Source organism: Candidatus Mancarchaeum acidiphilum (assembly GCF_002214165.1).
In the GTDB taxonomy this organism is placed as follows: domain Archaea; phylum Micrarchaeota; class Micrarchaeia; order Micrarchaeales; family Micrarchaeaceae; genus Mancarchaeum; species Mancarchaeum acidiphilum.
In genome coordinates, this window is record NZ_CP019964.1 from 40,202 (window position 1) to 63,001 (window position 22,800).

31 protein-coding genes and 1 tRNA gene are annotated in these 22,800 nt (G+C 40.0%); 26 read left to right on the forward strand and 6 right to left on the reverse strand.

The features are described 5' to 3' along the window. Positions 1–23: 23 nt before the first annotated feature. From Mia14_RS00275 to Mia14_RS05110, 4 genes are all read right to left on the reverse strand, one after another. Complete coding sequence (locus tag Mia14_RS00275) at positions 24–434, reverse strand: 30S ribosomal protein S11 (protein ID WP_088820595.1); 411 nt, start codon at positions 432–434, stop codon at positions 24–26. Positions 435–525: 91 nt separating this feature from the next. Further along, the gene (locus tag Mia14_RS00280) at positions 526–1,107 is read right to left on the reverse strand and encodes a 30S ribosomal protein S4 (protein WP_088819571.1); all 582 of its coding nucleotides are present in this window, start codon (positions 1,105–1,107) and stop codon (positions 526–528) included. 11 nt (positions 1,108–1,118) lie between these two features. Continuing rightward, positions 1,119–1,751 carry a 30S ribosomal protein S13 gene (gene rpsM, locus Mia14_RS00285; RefSeq protein WP_088819572.1) on the reverse strand — a complete coding sequence of 211 codons (633 nt, stop codon included), beginning with the start codon at positions 1,749–1,751 and terminating at the stop codon, positions 1,119–1,121. A gap of 94 nt (positions 1,752–1,845) precedes the next feature. Then, positions 1,846–1,980, reverse strand: a tRNA-Ser gene (locus tag Mia14_RS05110). A gap of 164 nt (positions 1,981–2,144) precedes the next feature. Here Mia14_RS05110 and lysS point away from each other — a divergent pair. The 3 genes from lysS (at position 2,145) to Mia14_RS00300 (ending at position 5,124) form a co-directional block, all read left to right on the forward strand. Beyond that, positions 2,145–3,599 (forward strand): lysine--tRNA ligase, encoded by a 1,455-nt coding sequence (lysS, locus tag Mia14_RS00290; protein WP_088819573.1) that lies wholly within the window; start codon positions 2,145–2,147, stop codon positions 3,597–3,599. Positions 3,600–3,670: 71 nt separating this feature from the next. Next, positions 3,671–4,825, forward strand: coding sequence for a DNA primase catalytic subunit PriS (gene priS, locus Mia14_RS00295; RefSeq protein WP_124216858.1), 1,155 nt, complete (start codon positions 3,671–3,673; stop codon positions 4,823–4,825). Between the two features lie 44 nt (positions 4,826–4,869). Next, positions 4,870–5,124, forward strand: coding sequence for a hypothetical protein (locus tag Mia14_RS00300; protein ID WP_088819575.1), 255 nt, complete (start codon positions 4,870–4,872; stop codon positions 5,122–5,124). 12 nt (positions 5,125–5,136) lie between these two features. Here the strand turns inward: Mia14_RS00300 and Mia14_RS00305 are convergent, their stop codons facing one another. Next, positions 5,137–5,508 carry a hypothetical protein gene (locus tag Mia14_RS00305; RefSeq protein WP_088819576.1) on the reverse strand — a complete coding sequence of 124 codons (372 nt, stop codon included), beginning with the start codon at positions 5,506–5,508 and terminating at the stop codon, positions 5,137–5,139. A 157-nt stretch (positions 5,509–5,665) separates the two neighbouring features. Here Mia14_RS00305 and Mia14_RS00310 point away from each other — a divergent pair, with 157 nt between their 5' ends. The 17 genes from Mia14_RS00310 to Mia14_RS00390 all read left to right on the forward strand — a co-directional run bounded on the left by Mia14_RS00310 (position 5,666) and on the right by Mia14_RS00390 (position 17,184). Further along, a complete protein-coding gene (locus tag Mia14_RS00310; protein WP_088819577.1) occupies positions 5,666–6,886 on the forward strand; it encodes a DUF373 family protein in 1,221 nt (406 codons plus the stop codon). A gap of 15 nt (positions 6,887–6,901) precedes the next feature. Next, positions 6,902–7,291, forward strand: a complete 390-nt coding sequence (locus tag Mia14_RS00315) for a ribonuclease P protein component 1 (RefSeq protein WP_088819578.1) — start codon at positions 6,902–6,904, stop codon at positions 7,289–7,291. 155 nt (positions 7,292–7,446) lie between these two features. Next, complete coding sequence (locus Mia14_RS00320) at positions 7,447–7,737, forward strand: 30S ribosomal protein S17 (RefSeq protein ID WP_232780219.1); 291 nt, start codon at positions 7,447–7,449, stop codon at positions 7,735–7,737. Between the two features lies 1 nt (position 7,738). Next, a complete protein-coding gene (locus Mia14_RS00325) occupies positions 7,739–8,137 on the forward strand; it encodes an uL14 family ribosomal protein (protein ID WP_088819580.1) in 399 nt (132 codons plus the stop codon). Between the two features lie 9 nt (positions 8,138–8,146). Next, a complete protein-coding gene (gene rplX / locus Mia14_RS00330) occupies positions 8,147–8,686 on the forward strand; it encodes a 50S ribosomal protein L24 (protein ID WP_088819581.1) in 540 nt (179 codons plus the stop codon). 2 nt (positions 8,687–8,688) lie between these two features. Then, positions 8,689–9,372, forward strand: a complete 684-nt coding sequence (locus Mia14_RS00335; protein WP_088819582.1) for a S4 domain-containing protein — start codon at positions 8,689–8,691, stop codon at positions 9,370–9,372. A 1-nt stretch (position 9,373) separates the two neighbouring features. After that, positions 9,374–9,892 (forward strand): 50S ribosomal protein L5, encoded by a 519-nt coding sequence (locus Mia14_RS00340; RefSeq protein ID WP_088819583.1) that lies wholly within the window; start codon positions 9,374–9,376, stop codon positions 9,890–9,892. A 2-nt stretch (positions 9,893–9,894) separates the two neighbouring features. Then, entirely contained in the window at positions 9,895–10,053 is a 159-nt protein-coding gene (locus tag Mia14_RS00345) for a 30S ribosomal protein S14 (RefSeq protein ID WP_198539379.1), read from the forward strand. Positions 10,054–10,057: 4 nt separating this feature from the next. Further along, positions 10,058–10,441, forward strand: a complete 384-nt coding sequence (locus tag Mia14_RS00350; RefSeq protein WP_088819585.1) for a 30S ribosomal protein S8 — start codon at positions 10,058–10,060, stop codon at positions 10,439–10,441. A 30-nt stretch (positions 10,442–10,471) separates the two neighbouring features. Next, positions 10,472–10,993, forward strand: coding sequence for a 50S ribosomal protein L6 (gene rplF, locus Mia14_RS00355; RefSeq protein ID WP_157891406.1), 522 nt, complete (start codon positions 10,472–10,474; stop codon positions 10,991–10,993). A gap of 4 nt (positions 10,994–10,997) precedes the next feature. Continuing rightward, a complete protein-coding gene (locus Mia14_RS00360; RefSeq protein ID WP_088819587.1) occupies positions 10,998–11,366 on the forward strand; it encodes an eL32 family ribosomal protein in 369 nt (122 codons plus the stop codon). Beyond that, a complete protein-coding gene (locus tag Mia14_RS00365; RefSeq protein WP_088819588.1) occupies positions 11,363–11,836 on the forward strand; it encodes a 50S ribosomal protein L19e in 474 nt (157 codons plus the stop codon). The genes Mia14_RS00360 and Mia14_RS00365 overlap by 4 nt, the downstream gene beginning before the upstream one ends. 8 nt (positions 11,837–11,844) lie before the next feature. Continuing rightward, positions 11,845–12,384 (forward strand): 50S ribosomal protein L18, encoded by a 540-nt coding sequence (locus Mia14_RS00370; protein WP_157891407.1) that lies wholly within the window; start codon positions 11,845–11,847, stop codon positions 12,382–12,384. Positions 12,385–12,386: 2 nt separating this feature from the next. Then, positions 12,387–13,079, forward strand: a complete 693-nt coding sequence (locus Mia14_RS00375) for a 30S ribosomal protein S5 (RefSeq protein ID WP_088819590.1) — start codon at positions 12,387–12,389, stop codon at positions 13,077–13,079. 82 nt (positions 13,080–13,161) lie between these two features. Continuing rightward, on the forward strand, positions 13,162–13,524 hold the full coding sequence (locus tag Mia14_RS00380; RefSeq protein ID WP_088819591.1) for a 4Fe-4S dicluster domain-containing protein: 363 nt from the start codon (positions 13,162–13,164) through the stop codon (positions 13,522–13,524). 226 nt (positions 13,525–13,750) lie between these two features. Beyond that, positions 13,751–16,438, forward strand: a complete 2,688-nt coding sequence (locus Mia14_RS00385; RefSeq protein WP_088819592.1) for an ATP-dependent helicase — start codon at positions 13,751–13,753, stop codon at positions 16,436–16,438. After that, complete coding sequence (locus tag Mia14_RS00390) at positions 16,435–17,184, forward strand: metallophosphoesterase (protein WP_088819593.1); 750 nt, start codon at positions 16,435–16,437, stop codon at positions 17,182–17,184. The genes Mia14_RS00385 and Mia14_RS00390 overlap by 4 nt, the downstream gene beginning before the upstream one ends. A gap of 5 nt (positions 17,185–17,189) precedes the next feature. Here the strand turns inward: Mia14_RS00390 and Mia14_RS00395 are convergent, their stop codons facing one another. After that, on the reverse strand, positions 17,190–18,752 hold the full coding sequence (locus Mia14_RS00395) for a M50 family metallopeptidase (RefSeq protein WP_088819594.1): 1,563 nt from the start codon (positions 18,750–18,752) through the stop codon (positions 17,190–17,192). A 274-nt stretch (positions 18,753–19,026) separates the two neighbouring features. On the opposite strand from Mia14_RS00395, the gene Mia14_RS00400 reads away from it, so the two are divergent. The 6 genes from Mia14_RS00400 (at position 19,027) to Mia14_RS00425 (ending at position 22,800) form a co-directional block, all read left to right on the forward strand. Further along, entirely contained in the window at positions 19,027–19,425 is a 399-nt protein-coding gene (locus Mia14_RS00400; RefSeq protein ID WP_232780220.1) for a translation initiation factor IF-5A, read from the forward strand. A gap of 11 nt (positions 19,426–19,436) precedes the next feature. Then, a complete protein-coding gene (locus tag Mia14_RS00405) occupies positions 19,437–19,739 on the forward strand; it encodes a 30S ribosomal protein S24e (protein ID WP_088819595.1) in 303 nt (100 codons plus the stop codon). 16 nt (positions 19,740–19,755) lie between these two features. Then, complete coding sequence (locus Mia14_RS00410; protein WP_088819596.1) at positions 19,756–19,914, forward strand: 30S ribosomal protein S27ae; 159 nt, start codon at positions 19,756–19,758, stop codon at positions 19,912–19,914. After that, complete coding sequence (locus Mia14_RS00415) at positions 19,868–20,638, forward strand: CPBP family intramembrane glutamic endopeptidase (protein ID WP_124216860.1); 771 nt, start codon at positions 19,868–19,870, stop codon at positions 20,636–20,638. Before Mia14_RS00410 ends, Mia14_RS00415 begins: the two co-directional genes overlap by 47 nt. A gap of 201 nt (positions 20,639–20,839) precedes the next feature. Further along, positions 20,840–22,075 carry an RNA-guided endonuclease InsQ/TnpB family protein gene (locus Mia14_RS00420; RefSeq protein ID WP_198539381.1) on the forward strand — a complete coding sequence of 412 codons (1,236 nt, stop codon included), beginning with the start codon at positions 20,840–20,842 and terminating at the stop codon, positions 22,073–22,075. Beyond that, positions 22,072–22,800 (forward strand): RNA methyltransferase, encoded by a 729-nt coding sequence (locus Mia14_RS00425; RefSeq protein WP_088819599.1) that lies wholly within the window; start codon positions 22,072–22,074, stop codon positions 22,798–22,800. Before Mia14_RS00420 ends, Mia14_RS00425 begins: the two co-directional genes overlap by 4 nt.

The window sequence follows — 22,800 nt, forward strand, 5'->3', positions numbered from 1 at the left end:
AAAATCAAATGAGCAGAAGAAGATCAGACCCTTCTTCCTCTCTTACCTCCAGCCCTCCTTGTCGTGTCCGTAGGTATAGGAGTAACATCCGATATGCCGTTTATAGTAAGGCCGCTTCTGGCCAATACTCTTACAACTGCCTGTGCTCCTGGCCCCGGTGTCTTTGAGTTGTGTCCGCCAGGTGCCCTTATCTCTATAGTTATGTTGGTAATTCCTTTCTCCTTTGCATCTGCGGCTACTTTGTATGCCGCCTGCATTGCAGCATAAGGCGAACCTTCTTGTGAATCAGCATTCACAATCATACCTCCGCTTCCAACCGCTATGGTTTCAGCACCGCTCATATCGGTAAGGGTTATTATAGTATCATTCTTGGACGAGTATACGTGTGCAACTGCAAGCCTCTGCGGCCTTTCCTTCACGGTAAGGGCTTCCATGGCCTTTGCTTCGTAAGACTCCTCTCCCTTGTTCTTTTTGCCTTCATCTGTTTTTAATTTTTTTCCTTTAGCCATATAAATACACCTGATTTTATTCGCTTACAACTGCCGGGCTCTCTTCAGAAGCAACCGCTTCCTTAGCCTCATTATTCAAGTCTGAACGACTTTCCTCATGCTTTGGTGCGGCCTCAAGGTTGATTGGCCTGTAATACCCAAGTTTGTCTTCTTCCGAAACAGATACCCTGTATCCTGGCTTGTCTATCTTCCTTCCGCTTATTGCTATAAATCCATGGGTTATCAGCTGCCTTGACTGGGCCATGCTTTTTGCAAGTCCCTTCCTGAATACCAAAGACTGCAAGCGCCTTTCAAGGAACGCAGTTTCATCCAAGTCCAAGGCCTTCTCCAAGCTTACCCCTGGAGCAGCTATGCCATACTTAACCAGCTTGCTCAAGATACTATCAGAAATCTTATTTATATTTTCGGATTCAGGTGCGGAAAGCAAAAGCCTTACATTTCCTCTAAGCTTGCTAAGCTCAGTCTGTATCTTCCACAGTTCCTTTTCATTTTTAAGCCCGAATTCCTTTATAAACTTTGAATCTACTTCTATCCTAGCTGTGCTCCACATATCTCTAGGCTTGTCATATTTCCTTCTATTTCTCTTTGGTGCTCCCAATTAATCACTTATTATTTTTTAGATGAAGATGATGTTGCAGGCTTGTTTGCTTTCTTGGTAACCCCTACGGTTGCCCCTCTTCTTCCTGTAGAGCGTGTATGCTGTCCTCTTACTCTCAGGTTGTACTGGTGCCTGTAGCCTATCCATGTCCTTAAGGTAACCGCCCTGCTTATATCTTGCCTTGTAGCAAATACAAGATCGTTCCCAACTACATGAAGGTCCTTTCCTGTTTCCATATCCTTGTTCCGGTTAAGCAAGAATGCAGGAATCCCGAATTTTGCAGGGTCTTTTATTACTTCTTCCAACTTTGAAAGCTGTTCATCGTTTAAATCTTCAAGCCTTGTCTCTGGAGGTATATTCAAGCTTTTATCTATGATATAACGCAGTCCATTGGCCATTGTGAAGCCTATTCCTCGTATGTTCATGATTGCGTTCTCTATATTAAGATTTCCCGGTATGTCCTTTCCCGAAAGCCTTATTATTGATGCACTCCTTGCTGACCTCTCATCATATCTTTTCTCCTTTGGCTCTACCTGCTTTGCAGGTTTTTGCTGGGGCTTTGCCTTAACTTCTGCCTTAGGCTCTGCTGGAGCTTCAGCCTTTGGTTTCTCTGCTTTATTGACATCTTTTTTTTGTTCTGACATAAATATTCACCATTTGATGAAACTGTTAAATAAAACTATAAAATTATATAACAATATTTAACCTATAATATTATTAATTTATCCTTAAATTATACGCCAGGGCTGGGATATTCCGCCTATTTATAAGAAATTTACAAATGAAGCTTTTGAACCCAGAAGGCCTAGAAAGGCCATACGCTTACAGGTATGAACTCCAGGCGTACGCGTTACCGGTTTCCGCCATCCTGGCTTACTATTAATCTAATAATAATATTATTTAAACTTTACTAACAAACCCCATAAATTTTTAGGATTGCCTTTTTAGAAAAATTCATTACTTGCCCTAATTGGTCCGGTTACATCTAAACAAAAGGTTAATATAACTTTAAAATTTCATTGTAATATCAAGGTGTAATGATGGCAGAAGAGTACAAGCTCAACAAGTTAAACGAACTGAAAAGCATGGGAATTAATCCATACCCTTATTCATACAAGGTAACCAACCATTCAGAGGAAATAAAGCTAAATTTTGACAAACTGGAAGATACAGACGTTACCGCCGCAGGGAGGATAATAGGATTAAGGCATATGGGAAAGCTGTACTTCTTTGATTTACTGGACGGTGAAGGCAAGATACAGGTTATGGCAGCACCAAACTTCTCTTCAGAATCCTCTTTGAAGATATTGGAAAACCTTGACACTGGAGATTTTGCGGGAGTCGAAGGCAAAGTGACCAAATCCAAAAGGGGTGAGATAAGCATAGCGGCAAAGGAAATTACAGTGCTTTCAAAAAGCCTGCTATCTCTTCCAGAAAAATTCCACGGCCTTACGGACATTGAATTGAGGTACCGGAAAAGGTATCTCGATTTAATCTCAAATACAGAAGTAAGAAAATTCTTTGTTACAAGGTCCAAGATACTGAAATACATGAGGGATTTCTTTGATTCAAGAGGATATGTGGAGTTTGAAACTCCTATACTGCAGCCCACATATGGGGGTGCAAACGCATCACCTTTCAAGACCTATTTCAATGCCCTAAACCAGGATATGTTCTTGAGAATAGCTGACGAGCTTTACCTAAAGAGGCTAATTGTTGGTGGATTTGAGAAGGTATACGAGGTTTCAAAAGATTTCCGCAACGAGGACATAGATTCAACACATAATCCCGAATTCACGCAGATAGAGGCATATGAGATGTTCAAGGATTATGAGGACTATATGAAAATGACTGAGGAACTGCTCAGCGGGATGGTGAAATACCTTTTTGGCTCATACAAGATAAAATACCAAGGTAAGGAGCTGGATTTCACCCCGCCATTCAAAAGGCTGTACTGGGTAGAAGTGCTGAATGAGAAAACAGGAGTGGATGTATCAAAGCTTACAGACAAGGAAGCAAAGGAGGTTGCAGAGAGAGAGAATCTTGATATACCTATGAAGAACTCATATCATGTTGCAGATGCATTATTCGACAAATACATAAAGCCCGAACTGTTCAATCCTGTCTTCGTATTGGATTTCCCTGCATACATGTCCCCATTGACAAAGGACAAACGTGGAAATAACAAGCTTAGCGAAAGGTTCGAGCTTTATCTGGCGGGCAAGGAGGATGCGAACTGCTACTCCGAGCTCACGGATCCAATAGAGCAGAGAAAGAAATTTGAGGAGCAGGACAAGGAGAGGAAGAAAGGTGATCCAGAAGCACCGCCTATAGACGAGGACTTTCTTGAGGCCATCGAGTATGGAATGCCACCAACTGCGGGAATCGGGATCGCAATAGACCGGCTTGCCATGATACTGACGGACAACATTTCTATAAAGGAAGTGATAACCTTCCCTGCAGTGAAGACCGAGAAGCAGAATGGTGTTTAGCCCCCACAATGCAGCAACTTCCGGTTTCCAAAAGCATAAATAAATAATTCAAGACATAATAATTGATAAAGATGCCATTGGACCAGAAGGTCGCGGATTTCGTGACGCCTTTGATAAGGAAGTACTACAGCAGGGTAAAGATAGATGTAGACCACCTCTCTGAAAGGGAATTCGGGTTCGGCAGCTTTGAAAGCAAGATAACAACAAGGCATCATGCCTTTCAGGACAAGGGGCAGCTGCAGGATTACTTGGTCGCAAATGCGCCTCCTTTTGCATCCTGCTCCCCTTCCTTATACGAAAGGCCCGCCGCAAGACCTATGGAGGCCAAAGGATGGAAGGGAGCCGAGCTTGTTTTTGACCTTGACTCCAACGATCTGCATCTATCCTGCCAAAAGGAACACGGAAGCTCATGGGTGTGCGACAATTGCTTCACCGCAGTAAAAGATGAAGCGTTGAAGCTAATAGAAGATTTCCTCATCTCCGATTTTGGATTTTCCGAAAATGAGATAAGGATAAACTTCAGCGGTAACAGGGGTTACCACATCCATGTAATATCCGATGAAGTTATGAACCTCAATTCAAAGGAAAGGAAGGAGATGAGCGATTACATATCAGGTAATAATATCGATATAGAAGCATTTTTCCCTACAATAAATGAAAGAGGTGCACACTTGGATGGACCCAAGCTGTCCGATTTTGGATGGGGCGGAAGGATAGCAAGGGGGGTCGTCGGTGCATTGAACTCTGGAGAGAATTCCTTAAAACTGCTTGGAATAGACTCTACAAACAGCCGCCGGCTTGTCAGGAATAAGGCAAAGGTAATACCTGGGATAGAGGCGGGGAACTGGGACAAGGTCAAGATAACTAAGAAATCCGAATTTTGGAATAACGTGATTACCAATATGACAATAAAGCAAAGCGATGCTATAGACAAGAATGTGACCAATGACACATCACATATACTAAGGGTGCCCAATACACTGCATGGCGATACTGGGCTGATAGCAAGGAAGATAAAATCTATAGGGGCATTGGAGGGGTTCGATCCGATGAAGGATGCATTGGCATTTTCGGACCGCACAGTAAAGATACATGCGATCAGTGTGCCAAAGCTAAGGGTAAGAGATGTGAGCTATGGCCCTTACAAAGATGAAGATGTTGAAGTAGGTCTTGCTGCAGCCGTTTACATGATGCTCAAGCGCGTGGCAGTCCTTGCGGAGGACTAAGCCAAAAAATCTAAATAACCTTTGAGGCGAATCTCAAATTGAACATGATGAACAAAATATTAATAGGGTCCAGATTACTGCTATTCATATTGCTGCTTATGGTAATTGTCTTCATAGTTATAATAGTCGAAGCGGTTATATTTATCCTAGAGCACATATTGATATTTGCAGCAATAATATTAGTGCTGGTGCTGCTTTTATTCTATCTGAAGCACAGAATTAGAAAACATTTTTTCATTGAATACAAAAAACCTGAAGATAAAAACGCATATGATGCAAAATACAAAAAGATAAATTGAATAATGAAACATTCACTCTTTTTCTTCAGGATCTGAATCATTATCTTTCATCCTTTCAACTACACTATCCATTTCTGGATAATATTTGTTGACCAGCTCGGTCCCTCTCTCCTCCCCGAGTGTGTTTATTATGTTGCTCTTGCATTCCTCCATTGCTTTCTTTATCCCGCCCTTTGTAGGATTTTTGAAATCCACATTGCATTTCCTGAATACATCCCCCAAATATATCTTTACCCGTGCATTGAGCTCGTCGTCGGGAACCTTTTCGTTCAATGCATCTGACATTTCCTTATTTGCATTTGTGAAACATGATACAAGATGGTTGACGACATAATCTTTATCCAATTTCTTGCTTTCAGAGCTGTTATTTATTTTATCTTCCACTGAATCACAACAATATAACCAGGTTATAAAATAAAAATGTTAATATTGCAAAGTTTTATCTTTTGTAAAAATAAGCAGTACTCTGGAGCATTGGACTTATAACCTTTAAATAACTAAATTAATTTAAATGTATAATGCTATTTTATAATGAATTCGCATGTCAGATAGATTGTTGGTGCTTGCTGTCGATATAGACAATGATTTATTCCAAAAAACTGGGATAAACGGCCCAGTCGTCGGAAGGGAAAAAGTGCTTGATGCAGCAGCAAAGCTAACATTGGCTGACCCATTGGACAGCGATGGAAACACCCTATTTGAAGCTGTCAAAAAATACGATGAATTAAAGGAGAAAGATTACGAAGTTTATGTAGCCGAGATAACAGGGGCTGTGACTGAGAACTTCTTAGCAGACGAAGAGATATCGAGGCAGATAGACCAGTTGATGAATGAACTTAAAGTTGATGCATGCGTCCTTGTCACTGATGGTGCCAGCGACAACCGTGTATTGCCTATCTTAAAGACAAGGTTAAAAGTAAACAGTGTAGACTACGTAAGAATAAAGCAGGCAGAAGGGTTTGAAAATACGTATTTTACCATAATGGAGAAGCTAAAGGAGCCCCATTATGCAAGAATAGTATTTGGGATACCCGCAATATTGATACTGCTTTTCTCCATATCATACTATTTCCATCTAGGCATTGCATTTCCGTTTGTACTAATAGGGCTTTACCTGATAATAAAAGGTATTGGAGCAGATACGATATTGATAGATTCATTTACAAGTCTTGGGATGAGCATAAAGAGGATAAGTTTCATCTTTTATATCGCGTCTATACTTTTTGCGATATCCAGCCTGATAGTTGGGTATAGCAGCTATATATCAAGCATAACATCAGGTAATTCGGTTCCTGTAAGCTATGCATACAGCATAGAGGGGATACTTCTACTTTTCCCGATAAGCATAGTACTTTACATAATAGGCAGGATAATAGACCTAAACAATCTCCACATGTATTATAGAGTGATAAACCAAGGTGTATATATAGGATATTCGGTCATTACGCTTTCATTAGTCTATGTATTTTCGGCATGGATAATAGGGCAGATTTACTTCTCGCAGCTGATAGGGTATGCGATCTTGGCATTCATAATAGGGTATGCAGTTACGGAATTGACTTTCTCATTTAAACGGCATGTGGTTAAAGGATTAAAGCTTAAGAACAAGGTTGTGATAAATGAGTTGGGAACTTATATAGGAAAGGTATATAATATCAATATAAGGAAAAGCAAGATGTCAGTAAAGACCGACTACAATCTGACGCTTACGTTTGACATAGACCGCATAGTCGGGATATCCGACAGAGTAATAATAAGGTAGCTACAGTTGAGAAATATGAATAAGGCTTCTCCTAAAGAAAAAGGTTCAGTCACAAAAGCAGACATAGCAAATGAGATTAATGAGATTTACAGAAGTTACAACAATAAAAATATAGTCCTAGAAGAATTGATAGGATTAAGGGTATCTGTTTACAAGAGCGTAGATCAAAAGAGGGCAGGAATCAAAGGACATGTTTTTAAGGAAACCAAAAACATATTGCAGATCAAGTGCAAAGATGGCAGCGTCAAGACAATACCCAAAAAAGGAGCCACATTCAAATTCCATATACTAAAAAATTCATTCAAGGTGAAAGGAGAAGAGATAGGGTTCAGAAGCTATGAGAGGACCAAAAAGTCCCTTAAATTTTACAGGATACGGAAAAACTTAAGCAAGCAGGTCCACTAACAAAAGGTATTTATAATTTTATTACTAATTTGTAAAAGCTGTATGTAAGATTGCAATTAAAATTACACTTTGCCCTTATTCAGCAAAGTATTTAAATAATCCTACAGAATTAATTACAGGTTTTATTTATAATTTTAAACTAAAAAGTGATTAACTTGGAATGCAATGACCCTAAATGCCCAATACACGGCAATTTAAAGACTCGCGGAGCCGAATTTGAAGGTATCGTAGTTAGCACAAAAGCGGCAAAGACTGCTATAATCAAAAGAGAGTACACAATATTCTTGCACAAATATGAAAGGTCTCTTAGGAAAACTTCAAAGATACATGCCTATAGTCCTGAGTGCATGAATATAAAGACAGGAGACAAAGTTTTGATAGCAGGATGCAGGAAAGTTAGCAAGACAAAGGCTTTTGTAGTAATGAAGAAGGTCTCTGGTGATTGAGATGGCAGGAATAATAGGAAAAGTATCGAAAACATTGATACCTGGAAGCATACTTACGTGTGCAGACAATAGTGGGGCAAAAACCCTAATGATAATTAACAAGATAGGCAAATCCGGAAGGAGAGGAGGATTGGCCAATTCGGGAATAGGGGATATAGTAATGGCAAGTGTCAAGACTGGTACTCCTGCATATAGAAAGAAAAAGGTAAGGGCAATTATAATAAGGCAAAAGCACCCATTGAGGAGGAAGAATGGGATCCACGTGAGATTCGAAGACAATGCGGCAATACTTATAACGGAAAGCGATCTTCCTGTTGGAACTGAAGTAAAAGGAGCAATGGCACGTGAAGTGATCGAGAAGAACATCAAGCTAGCAGGTATAGCTTCAAGAGTAGTTTAAGTGATATTTATGGGAATGTTAAAAAGCAGTCAGCCAAGAAAGCAGATTAAATTCAGGCACGAGGCGCCTATGCATCTCAAGCAGCACTTCGTTCACGCAAACCTAAACAAGTCTGCAAGGGAAAAATACAAGCTTAATAAGAGGGCAGTCCAGATATGCAAAGGAGATACAGTAAAGATAATGACAGGATCACACAAGGGCACGACAGGAAAGGTCACCGTGGTGAATACAAAGAGGCAGTTTATCTATCTAGATTCATTGAAAAGGAAGAACGCAAAAGGGAAGGAAATGAACATACCTGTAACAGCTAGCAATGTATCTATAATAGAACTAAACCTGAGCGATAAATACAGGGCATCAAAACTGAAGCTCAAACAAGTAATTGCACCAAAAGCAGAACCAGTCAAGAAGGAGCTTCCATCAAGCAGCGAAACTGCAAATAATGAAAAGTCAGAATCAAAAGAGTCCCATTCAACTGAGGTCCAAAACAAAGAACCTGAAAGCGAAGAAAGTGAAAGTTCGGCCATAGCCGATAAAAATGAGGTATAATCATGGCAAAAAAAGGAGGTACCAATCATATAAAGAGCTTGGCAGCACCAGAGTTCTTTAATATCAGCAGAAAAGAAGAGACTTATGTAGCAAGGCCTCTTCCAGGAAGGCATAACCTGTACAGTGTAGCCCCATTGGAGGATTCAATAAAGAAGTTGGGTTATTCTGACAATTACAGTGATGCAGCAAAAGTGATAAAATCAGGAAAGATCAAAGTAAACGGAAAGACGATAAAAGAGAAGAAATTCCCAATAGGGTTAAACGATGTAATATCTATAGGAAAAGCGAACTATCTTGTTTCTATAGACAAGTTCGGCCATATATCATTCAACGAAACCAAGGCACCAGAGCACTTTATCTACAAAGTAGTTGGGAAGGACAAGTTCAAAGGAAATAAAATAAGGGTTCGCCTTAACAGCGGGACAGTTATAGATGCAGGAGAAAATGCAGGAAAGATAAATCCTGGGGACTCGGTCAAGATAGACTCCAACAACAAGATAATCGAAGTAATAAAAATGAAGAAAGGTGCAAAATGCACTGTAGTAAGCGGTGTACACGTAGCAACATCCGGTTCAATAGAGGATATAAAACCAGGTAATATCCATACCGGGAAGGTTGTAATAATAAAAGACGATAAAGGAGAGATATTTGAAACCCTGGAAAAAAATATAATAACGATGAGCTAATATGTCCGATAAAAATTCGATGAAAGATATTGAGATAGATAAGGTTGTCATAAATATCGGCAGCGGAAGCGATTCAAAGCTTCAGGATAATGCAAAGAGGCTATTGGAGAAGATAACGCACATGAAACCAGCGGACAGCTTATCAAAGAGAAGGAATCCAACATTCAAGATCTCAAAAGGCACAAAGATCGGTGCATTTGTCACATTGAGGGGCAAAAATGCAAGCACCCTTCTGCCAAAACTATTCGAAGCAGCAGATAACAAGCTCAAACCAAAAGCAATAACAACAAATACAATAAACTTCGGGATAAGGGAGTATATAGACATAAACGGTATCAAGTATGATCCATCAATAGGGATGCTTGGTATGAACGTAAATGTAGCTCTTAAGAGGCCAGGATTTAGGGTAGCTGACAAGAAGATAAAGAGAGGAAAGATAAGAGAGCACCACAAGAAGATAAGCAATGAAGAGATAACTGAATTTGTCAAGAATAAGTTTAAAGTATCAATCGGCGAATAATTATGAAAGTTAAAGAAGAAGAAAAATACAAAGGCAAAGGAATCCGCAAGTGCAAGATTTGCGGCACTAGCAGAGGGCTTATAAGGTCTCATAACCTCTACATATGCAGGAGATGCTTCAGGGAGGTTGCAAAAAGTTTAAATTTCAGAAAATATGGTTGATTAAATGGTAGACAAGGTAGCTGACGCGATTAATACAATCAAGACAAACGAGAGGATAGGCAGAGTGGAGTGCGATGTGCCTTCAAACAAGCTGATAAAATCCATACTCGAAATACTTAAATCCAATAATTATATAGAGGGTTTTGAAGAATTTTCTGTAAGGTACAAAAAGTTTTTAAAGATAAAACTTTCCAATAAAATTAACGGGATTGGTGTAATTAAGCCAAGATTCACAGTTTCAAAGAGCAACATGACAAAATACGAGGAAATGTACATACCAAGCAAGGATTTTGGAATGCTTGTTATCTCCACAACGGAAGGATTGTTGACAAACAAGGAGGCAAGAGCCAAGAATATAGGTGGATCCTTGATAATGTACATCTACTAAATTCAAGTTTAAAAGGTTTTGATGGTAATTATGTATACGATTGATATCCCAGAAGGAATAAAGGTTGAAGAATCTGGAAATACTCTAAAGATAACTGGCAAGCTCGGTTCAAACGAGAGGCAGTTCAATGAAAGCTTGATGAATGTAAAGTTGGAGAAAAACCAGATAGTAATAGAGAAGACAAATTTCAAAAAGCTGGACAAGAAGGCTTCAATTGCGATTAAGACTTTCATGAGCGAGATCAGGAATGACATCAAAGGCGTGAATGAGTACTACGAAACGAAGATGGAAGCAGTATTCGCCCACTTCCCTATGACATTGGAGATTAGTGGAAAAAAGCTCATAATCAAGAATATGCTAGGAGAAAGGACTGCAAGGGAAAGCAGGATCATAGGGGATTCAAAAGTTGAAATCAAAGACAAGACCCTTAAGATATACGGAACTAAATTGGACGACGTGATGCAGACTGCCGCCAACTTCAGGACAACTACAAAGGTAAAAAATAAAGATGAAAGAGTATTCCAAGATGGAATTTATTTCTCTATAGAGTGATTTTATGGCACAATTAAAAAAGAAAGAGCACCCAAAATTCAACGTACCAAACTTCAATTCCAAGAACAGGAAAAGGGTACCTGAGAGATGGAGGAAGCAGAGGGGTATAGACAGCAAAAAGAGGGTTAAGAAGAATTTTGCAGGAGCTGAGCCTACGATAGGGTACAAAAATCCGGATTCAATAAGAGGAATCAGGGCATCAGGGAAGAGGGCAGAGCTTGTCCACAATGAAACTGAATTGAAGGGAATCGTAGATTCAAAGAAAAATGTCGATATAATCTTGGCAAAGCCTATAGGCAGGAAGAAAAAAATCGCACTTACCAAGATTGCCCAAAAGAGCAATCTTAAAGTTGTAAATGGTGTTTCACAATGAGCGTAAAACTTACAAAGCGTGTTGCAAGCTCCTTGCTCAAAAGGGGTAAAAATTCAATAAGGATAAAGGAAGATGCAATCGAATCCGCAACCAAAGCAATAACAAGGGAGGACGTAAGGGACATGATAAAGAAGGGCGAGGTTTATGCCAAGCCAAAGAAGAAAGTGCAGAGCCTTTATGGAAAGCTGCTATCAAAGAAGAGGAAAAAAGGCAGGGCCAGAGGTCCTGGAAGAAAGAGAGGTACTCTAAAAGCAAGGACCGGCGATCTGTACATGAAGAAGGTAAGGGCCCAGCGCAGGATAATAAAGAAGATGAGGGAAGACAAGGTCATAGATAATGAAGTTTTCAAAAAGTTCTATGCGCTTGTAAAAGGAGGGTCATTCAATAGCAAGGCATCGCTCCTGAACCACATGAAAGGGGACGGGGTAAATATTGACGACGAGATGTACAATAAGCTTAAACACGTGTGATGATTAATATGATAGCAAGAAGGAGAAGAGATTCAATTACCAATTATCGCAAAAGGCTTGGCTTGCTCAAAGGAGATAAGACAAGATTAGTTATAAGGAAGACTAACAGGCACGTGATAATTGAATTAGTTGACTATAAAGTCGATGGAGATAAAGTACTTACTACGGTCAACTCAAAAGAGCTTGAGAAACTCGGATGGGTGTCTCACAGCAACTTGCCTACTGCATATTTGGCGGGCGTTCTGATGGCTAAGAAGGCCAAGGAATTGGGGTTCTCAAAAGAAGTGCTTCTTGACATGGGTTTGTACAAGCCGATGAAAAATGGGGTTATATTCGCTGCGGCTGAAGGATGCATAGAAGGCGGCCTTAAAGTAATAGGCAGCTTCAAAGTGGACAAGGACAGGATTTCCGGAAAGCACATAGCTGATTATGTAAAGGAAGACGCATCTAAGGAAAAATTATTCTCCAGCTATTCTGAAAAGAAGCTTAATGTTAAAACCCTCCCTGAATCATTCAAGGAGGTAAAGTCTAAAATCAATGGTGCATAATAATGGCGTTCAGAAGAAGAAACAACAGGGATAATGAATCAGATCTTGTAAACCTAGAAGAATGGGCCCCTAAAACGCAGTTAGGAAAAGATGTAAAAGAGAAGAAAGTCACCTCAATAGAGCAAATATTCAATGCAGGCAAGAAAATAGAAGAAATAGAAATTGTATACTCCTTGCTCCCAAACATGAAAAGCGAAGTAATCGACATATCAAGCGTACAGAGGATGACAAAGAACAATAGAAAGCAGAAGTTCAGGGTTACTGTGGTTGTCGGGGACATGAGAGGTCATGTAGGTGTTGGTTCTGCAAAGGATATTGAAGTAAAGAAAGCAATAGACAATGCAACCAAGAACGCAAAAATGAACGTTATACCTGTTGTATTAGGATGTGGGTCATGGCAGTGCACCTGCGGTACATCCCACAGCCTTCCATTCAATGCAGTAGGAAAATGCGGCAGCGTTGAGGTTACACTGAAGCCCGCCCCAAGAGGATTGGGTATAGTAGCCAGCGCCCCTGTAAAGAAGATGCTTGAGTTAGCAGGAGTAAAAGACATATGGAGTTTCTCTCGTGGGAGGACAAGATCAAAGTACAATACTCTTTTAGCGGTCCAGAGGGCTTTTGAAAGCACAATAAGCATGAAGAACCTTACACCTGAGGAAGTAGCATATAAGCCTCAGGCAGCTGAAAGCGAGTAATTACGATATCAAAATACAAATTAATTCTTGTATGTTTTATATATGTATGCTAAAAATGTAAATAGCTATTAAAGATGATAATATGGAAGTTTGGGTAAATAAACCAAAATGCACAGGTTGCCAGCACTGCAAGGATGTTTGCCCTGTGGGAGTTTTTGAGTTAATGAACAGGAATGACAAGGACAAGATTAATGGAGGAGATCCTGCTCCCGAAAACGAAAAGTGGGAAGGAAAGAGCGATCCTGCAGTAGTCGAAAAATGGAAAGACGTGGATGATGGCCACAGGCATTTTGCCGATGACAATGATGGCACAAGTGGCGGCATGTCCGTAGCGGTTAATGGAGAAGCATGCATACTTTGCCAGGCCTGCCTGATCGAATGCGAAGGCGAATGCATAACCATAAAGGACGATACAGGAACGGAGTACAAGTCTATATACGCTTGATATTTCTTCTTTTATTTTTCATTTAATCCACTAATCCTCGATTTTTGCCCTTGTTTTATATACAAGGAAAGATTTTTAACACAAAGAGTTAAAAAATAAAAAACCTATTTATGCATGAATAACATTCATAAATCTTAGCTGCCAGAGGCAATCAAGTTCCGACAGCAATTTATTCATCTGTTTAACAAGATGCCTGCATTATAAACCAGTAGAAAAGAGCGTTAATATGATAGAATTCGTAGAAAAACCATTTAGTGACGAAGAAAGTTTATCCGTTCTGAATAAGTATGTCAGGGAGTGGTTTACATCCAATTTTTCCGAGCTTACTCCTCCGCAGAAGTTCAGCTTCAAGCTGATAAGCGAACATAAAAACGTACTGATAACCGCACCGACAGGTTCCGGAAAGACAATGTCCGCATTTGTCTCTATATTAAATGACATGTTCAACAGGTCATTGTCAAATAGGTTGGACAACAAGATCTACTGCCTCTATATATCACCACTAAAGGCATTGAACAATGACGTATTGAGAAACTTGACCAAACCGCTTGAAGGCATATACGAGACCATAAAGAAGGACAAAGGGTTGGAGATAATCAAGGAGAACATCAAAAGCGTCACCATAGGTGTAAGGACGGGGGACACGGACGCAAAGGAGAGGAGGCAGCAACTTGTGCACCCTCCAAATATACTGGTTACCACACCAGAAAGTTTGGCGATACTGCTGAATTCAGAAAAGTTCCTGCACAACTTAGATTCTTTGGAATATGTTGTGATAGATGAGATACACGAGCTGGCCAACAACAAGAGAGGGGCTCATCTTTCCTTATCAATTGAGAGGCTGGTCAACCAGCTTGGGAAGGATGTAAACAGGATAGGCCTAAGTGCAACCCTATATCCCTTAGATGAAGCTGCCAAGTTCCTTGTTGGGCTAAAAGGCGGTGTCCCAAGGCAGTGCTATGTAGTGGATGCATCATGGAGCAAAAAGCTTGAAGTCAAATCTATAAGTCCGGTGAAGGACCTTCTATACACACCGCCAGAAGAAGTTGAAACTGCAATATACGATGAGATAAACAGCATAATAAAGAAAAGCAAGACAACGCTAATATTTACAAATACAAGAAGCGGAACAGAAAGGGTCGTGTTCAACCTAAAAAGAAGGTTCAAGTATACGGACGCGGACATAGGCGCGCACCACAGCTCGCTTTCGAAGGAGTCTAGGATAAACATCGAAGAATCCCTGAAGAAAGGTAACCTGAAATGTGCAGTCTCGTCAACAAGTCTAGAGCTTGGAGTAGATATAGGGGATATAGACAATGTGGTGCAGCTCGGATCTCCAAAAAGCGTGACAAGGGCCATACAGAGGATAGGTAGGTCAGGGCATTCTTTCAGGGAGATAGCGAAGGGAGAGATAATAGTTGTAAACAGGGATGATCTGGTTGAATGCAGCATAATGCTATATGCTGCACTGAAGCACCATCTTGATTCATTTTCAATACCAATGAACCCTTTGGATGTCCTGGCCCAGCATATAGTAGGTATGGCGATAAACAAAGTGTGGAAGGTTGACGAAGCATATGAAGTCGTAAGGCAGGCGTATCCATACAGCACCCTTGAAAAAGAGGACTTCATATCATTGATAAACTATCTTGCAGGAAATTATGTGGGCCTGGAAAGCAGGCGCATATACGGGAAGATCTGGTACGAGGAGGAGAAACAGGAATTCGGCAAGAGGGGAATGTACATAAAGCCAATATACATGCTAAACATAGGCACAATACCGGATTCCGTTGCAATATCCGTATACCTGAAAGGCACAAAAGAATGGATAGGCAACTTGGAGGAAGGCTTCCTGGTGCGCCTCAAGCCCGGTGACATATTCACATTGGGCGGCAAGCTATACCAGTTCGAGTACTCGAAAGGAATGAGCTGCTATGTATCAAAAGCGGACAGCAAAACCCCTACAATACCACCATGGTTCTCAGAGACCCTACCTCTGAGCTATGAGCTTGCAGTAGAGATAGGGGAATTCAGGAGAAGGTTTACCGAAATGATAAAACCCTATACAAAGTACAGCAAGGCCAAGCTCCAGAAAATTATTAAGGGAAAGACGCTCCCAAAAGATGCGGACGAGGTCCTGTCAAAGCTTCCAATAAACAGCTATGCCAAGTACGCGATATTGGAGTACTTTATGGAAGAACTGCTTTTCATAGGGGAAATACCAAATGACCGCCTTTTGTTGATAGAGTCGACTTCCGATGAACTTGAAGGGGAAAATTACCTAATATTCCATTCGCTTTACGGCAGAAGGATAAACGATACGCTATCAAGGCTGTCAGCCATGATCCTTGGAGAAATGATGAATGAGGATATAGGCACAATGGTCACGGACAACGGTTTCATACTGCTTACAGGTTCACGTGCAGTTTCAGAAAAGCTTCTTGACGAATTGATGCGCAATATGGTGGACGCAGATCCATACAAAGTGCTTTCAGAGAACATAGAGAATACCGAGCTTATGAAGCGCAAGTTCAGGCAGATTGCAGCCAGGAGCTTTATGATATTGAGGAACTACAAAGGCAACAAGATGTCTGTCCTAAGGCAGCAGATAAATTCAAACCTCATACTTCAAGCCCTCAAGGAGATTGATCCGAATTTCCCGATAATAAAGGAAACCTACAGGGAAATATTCAATGACATGATGGACCTGCCAAGGACCAAAGCGCTTTTGCAGAGGATAAAGAAAGGCTCAATAAAGTACAGGATGGTAGAGACACCTTCACCATCGCCGTTTGCACATATGATGCTTACACACGCGCATTCGGATGTTGTCATGATGAAAGACAGAAGGGATTACCTGCTGCACCTGCATAAGCTGGTAATGAGCAGGCTTTATGAGAGGAAGGTAATTTGAGGGTAACAAACGATATAGAACTTGTTGATGGGTTGCCAATAGCATATGTGCACTCGTTGGATTCACTGGCCGTTGCAGATCTTCATCTGGGGTATGAAGGAGTGATGGCAAAGAGGGGCATCCTTGTCCCAAAGGCAAATCTAAAGTCTATAGAGAAGTCAATAAAATCTGCGGTCGAGTCCACATCAGCCAAAAACATAATAGTTGATGGGGATATCAAGAATGATTTTTCCGATGTCGATGTAGAAGAGTTCAACGAGCTATTTGAACTGATACATTTTCTGAAGGATTTGGGGCTTTCGATTACGCTTATCAAAGGAAACCACGACAATTTCGTAGAAAGGTACAAAGATACATTCAACCTTAAAGTGTACAGGCAGGAAACTCTTATAGGAAAGTATCTTTTCCTTCACGGCGAGGAATTGCCTGCCGAAGACAAGCTAATCCAATCATCAACATTGATAATGGGGCACGAGCATCCAGCGATAAGCATTTATACAGAGGCAGGCGCCAAGGAGAAATTAAAATGCTTCTTATACGGAAAATACAAAGGCAAGCCCATACTTGTGCTTCCTGCAATGAGCTACTTTTCAGGAGGGACAGACATAAACATAGTCCCTAAGAACGAGCTTTTATCCCCTCTATTCAAGGACATAGACATTGACTCTATGGAGGCATATCCAGTAGGCTATGGCTCAACCATGGATTTTGGAACTGTTGAAATAATAAAAAAAGGGACGTTCTGAAAAATTCAGAACCACGGCAATACGTTTACCACTAATGCAATTATTATTATTGCGATTATAAGGTGTATCTTCCTCTTGTCCTTTATTGATGTGGAATAAATCCTCCAGCCATCAAATCCTGGTATCGGAAGCAGGTTTACCGCACCTATAAGGAAGTTGAGCATGAATGACAATGCGAATAGCGTGTAAAAGAAGAATATAACACTTTTGGATACCGTATTTGTCAAAGGCTCCGTTACCTGTTCTACCTCTATTCCTATCAAAGAGGTCGTCTTGTTGTAAGGCTTAGCTACCAAACTATAGTTGCCAGTGCTGGTAGCTATATTGATAAGCTCTCCTGGATAGGTTTTGGAAGCATCATTTTCAAGCTCTGTCAAATTTTTAACCTTCAGCCCATTCCAGTAAAGCAGGTCCGAATTGTTCTTTACCACACCATACGCAGGATACCCTTTCATTGTGCCAACTACCACCACATTTGTATGGTATATATGGTTTACCACATAAGGGAGCATAAGTATCATAGGTATGAAGAATATGATCATGAAGAGGAAGTTTGCGGACACCCCCGCAACAGATATCTTGTTCTGTGAAAGATTATCAAGCTTGGCAATTTCATCCTCATTGGGCTCTACAAATGCTCCCATAGGCAAGATTCCAAGCATGAGAAGGCCTATGGACTTAAGCTTTACCTTTGATAGTGCCGCAAGTATGCCATGGGAGAATTCATGTACAACCAATAGCAGTGCCAATGCAATGAGGCCTGCTACCAATGGCAGGTCAATCCCTGGTATAACGGGAGCCACGCCAGGAATTCCGGAGGAAAGAGGTTTTACCGAAGATATTTCTATAGACTTGATTACAAGATATACTATATCTCCTGCATTATACAATATAGAACTCAGAACATATCCAGCAAACCCCGTAGAAATTGTTATTATGTTAAGTATTACCAGCACAGGCGACTCGTGTGCCAAGTCATAAAGCAAGGTGAAGAATCCTGGAACTTTGATGGATGTTATGAAGTCTACATGGCTGCTAAGCTTTGGAAGGTTTATAAACGTGGCAGCATAGCTCATATAGGGCAAGACAAACATTGTTATGATTATCAGAGATATAAGCCCAAATGCATACATCTTCTTGCTTATCTTGTTTCCTAAAATTAGGTATGAAAGCACTCCGAATCCCAGTATCATCCCCCATGCAGCAAAAAGCTGCCAAAACTTTTCATTGGAATATGCAATCTTCCTGATGGCATTCAAGCCTCTCTTAGTCTTGAGAAGGTAAATCCCATAACCTCCATTAAGCCCATCTACCTTTGTTATTATGATCCCGCTGATTATCAACGTAGCTATTGCCAATACCCATTGCAGTATCAGTCCAAGATACGAAGCATAGTAAAGCCTATAAATTATAAACATAGACACTACAAGCAGTATAACATACGCCAATGTCCTAGCCCACAAGGATTTTAAATGCCATTTAGCATTATTTTGCCCAGCAGCACTATCAGATACCTCTTTTTTAGCATCTTGGCGATTTATCTTTTTGGTATTTTTATCCTTTTTCAACTGAACCACTCAACTAGAAATAAGCTAAATATCTTTAATCAGTTAAACCTATTTATGATTTACTATTTTGTTCTGTTGCAGATCTATAATAAAAGTGCACCAAGCAAAAAGGCCATATCCAAAGAATAAATGCAATTACCAATCAAAAACCTCCCTCTACGCCAATCAAAAGGTATTTATAATTTATATGGCATAACTTAGTGTCAATCCTATAAGTCGTATTTTTAAATACGAGTATTAGCAAAGATAATAAACATGAATTTATGGTGCTTTTATGGCGGACGGAGAAATAATGAAGATGACTATGAAGGATATACACGTAGGAAGGTATATAATAATAGACGGAGTGCCATGCAAAGTGGTAGATATAGAAACGAGCTCTCCAGGAAAGCACGGATCTGCAAAAATGAGGGTTACCGCAATGGGAATATTCGATGGCAGCAAAAAGACCTTGTTGAAGCCAAGCGATGCAGATGCTGATGTGCCAGTAATAAAGAAGAAAAAAGCACAAGTAGTATCAATATCTGGAAATTCTGCGCAGATTATGGATTCTGAAACTTATGAAGTTTATGATCTGCCAATACCTGAGGAACTAGACGGTAAGGTAGTCGCAGGTTCCGAAGTTGAAATATTGGAGGCAATGGGAAAGAGGGCAATATCAAAAACAGTATAAAGGTGAATTTAATGGAATTAAAGATAGCAAAGAATGAAGACAATGAATTATTTAATAGGAAAAATGTAACCTTCAACGTAATCGGTTATGACGCAACACCCTCAAAAGAGGTAGTAAAAGAGGAACTTTGCAAGAAGATTAATGCACTTCCGGATATGACTGTAATAGTTAATCTAAGCCAGGAATCTGGAATGAGAAGGCTAAATGGGATGGCCCATGTTTACAGCAACAAGGAAGACATCGATAAGTATGAGAGAGATTACATACTTAAAAGAAGCGAAAAGAAAAACGCTAAAAAAGAAGGCGAAAAATAAATAATCAGTGGTATAAATGGCAAACGATAAAGAAAATAAGAAGTTCAAAGCTTATTCATCAGGAAAGATGTGCCCTAAATGCAACTCAAAAATGGCTTCCCATAAAGACAGATACGCTTGTGGTAAATGTGGATACACAGAATTCAAGCACAAAGAAGGCGAAAAGAAGGAGTAATCGCTCCGATTTGCCTCTGGAAAGCAGCAAACCTAATCACAATGAAGCTTGCCCTAATGAAGCAATCGAGAAACAGGGCAAGGATTCTTATAAGGCAAGATACATATTCTACTTTTTTTCCATTTTGCTTATATCAATAGCAATTGCATCAGTTGTACTGTATTACGATTCAATATTAAGCAATAACTCAGCTGATATAATCTCTACTATATCCATATCTCTTCTGTTCCCATCTATAGTAATATCATATATGATGGCCAAGGGAAATAATATAAGCGGTATAATAAAATCCTTAGGCTTATCAAGGGATAAGTTAAACTTCAAATACATCATTATAGGCATTGTATTATTTGCTGCAATTATGGGATTGGATCTTGCGTTCAGTTCAATAGCTGCATATTTGCATATATCTTTTCCCACAAATGTAAAGCAGGTTTTTTCCGGAATGCCCTTATACTTTTTGATTTTTTCATTCACTGTAGCACCAATAGATGAAGAAATTCTTTTCCGCGGTTTTTTGGTGCCAAGGATAGGTGTAATACAGAGTGCATTTCTATTCGCGATACTGCATTTTGGCTATGGTTCAATATCTGAGATACTGTTTGCTTTTATCTTTGGTTTAATGGCAGGTTATGCCTTTAAAAGGACCAAGTCGTTATACATATCAATAATAGGGCATATATTGGTTAATATGCTTACAATAATATTGCTTTTTGTAATTTAATCCCTAATTTGACAATATAAAAGCAATAATTTAAGTGTGCTTCAGGCAAATCAATTAAAATACTAAAAGCAAGATGATTAAAATAGATATTAACAAAGTGAGCGTGAAATCCCACCTGCTTTAGCGGTGGGATGAAAGCGAACCGCAAGACAAAAAGATATAAAAGTTTCAAGAAATAAATACATAAGAAAGTGAATGGCAATGGAACTGACAAGAGCCTATAAATTCAGGATCTATCCAGATACTAAAAGGCAGTCTGAGATAGATGAAAGGCTAATCCTTGCGCAGCAGTTCTACAACAAGATTCTGGAGAAGTCCATTGAATCCTATAAGAATGGAGAGGCAAAAGCCTCAATGGCACAGTTCAACAGGTTCGTCAAAGAAATAATCCAAGATGACAAGAGATACCTGAAACTATACTCGCAGACGAGATGCGAGATTGAATATAGGCTTCTCAAGGCATATCAAAACTTCTTCAGGAGAATAAAGGAAGGAAACAGGAAGGCAGGATTCCCGAGGTTCAAGTCAAGGGACCGGTACAAGTCAATAACATATCCTCAGTACAATGGGTCTTTCTCGATAAAGAGGGGCAGGCTGAGAGTCTCGAGGATAGGCACAATGAGAATAGAACTGCATAGGAAGATTGAAGGCACAATCAAGACTCTTTCAATAAAAAGGGAAGGAAAGGATTATTACGCCATCTTCACCACAGCAAACGAAATAAAGATTCCGCAATTGGAGGACACAAACCCTGTCGGAATAGATATGGGTTTGCATTCATTTATTGCGATGTCATCTGGAATGAAGATAGAGAAGCCAAGGTTTGTGAGGAAGAGGGCAAAGCATCTTGCAAGATGGCAAAGAAGAATTGCAAAGAGGGAAAAAGGCAGCAAAAGAAGGGAAAATGCAAAGAATCATCTACAAAAGGAATGGGAACACGTTACAGAGCAATCAGATGACTTCTCCCACAAACTTTCTAACAAATTGGTAAATTCAGGATATACTTCATTCGCAGTAGAGGATTTGCACATTCAAAACATGGCAAAAAACCATAATCTTGCGCAGGCAATCTATAATGCTTCATGGAACAAGTTCATCCAAATGCTCTCATACAAGGCTGAAAGTGCCGGCATGAAGGTAATAAGTGTAGATGAAAGAAACACGACACAGGAATGCAGCAACTGCCACTGCATAAGGGAAGGCGGCGAAAGGCTGACTCTAGAAGACAGAGTCTACAACTGCAATAGATGCGGTATGCAGTTAGACAGAGATGTAAATGCATCAATAAACATATTGCACAGAGCAACTACCCTCGGACAGAGGGGAAGTTACGCTCAGGGAGATATGGCCTCTGCGGTTCAACAGGAACTGAAAAGTCGCATCGCTGAACTGAGAACCGATAAAACACATCCTTTGCGGGATGCGGTGTTTGCATGAATGCAGAGGAAGCCCACACCGCTTGCGGGTGGAAGGATGTCACATTAATATTGGTAGGATCTGAATACCAGATTAACCTTGGTTATATAGCAAGAGCGGCCAAAAATTTTGGAATAAGCGAGATTAGGTTAGTCAATCCAAAATGCAATCATTTAGGCAAGCAGGCCATAAGGTTTTCAAAACACGCAAGGGAGCTTCTTGAGTCGGCAAAGATATACCAAAGTCTGAATGATGCAATTGAAGGTTCAGACTTTGTGATAGGCACTACCGCAATCTGGCACAAAGCAGAGGAAGCAAAGAGCAATATATACTCCTTAGATTCATTTAAGAAAAATTTCAAATCGCTAGGCAATGCCTCAATAATAATAGGCAGGGACGGCACAGGGTTGACAAAGGAAGAATTGGGGCTTTGCGATGCATCCATCTATATTCCTGGGAATAAAGAGTACCAGACATTGAACATATCCCATGCAGTCTCAATAATACTATATGAGTTGACCAAAGGCAAGTTTGATGATAATTTATTAAGTACAAAATATGCCAATACAAAAGATATAACCTCTGTAAGCTATCTTTTCAAGGAGTTTTTAAAGAATAACCACCATATCAGGAATAAACCGAAAGTAGCGTCTGTTTTCATGCATATAATAAAAAGGTCTTACCCTACAAAAGAAGAAGTAAACACATTAAAATCAGCATTTACAAAAAGGAAAAGTAAAAAATAA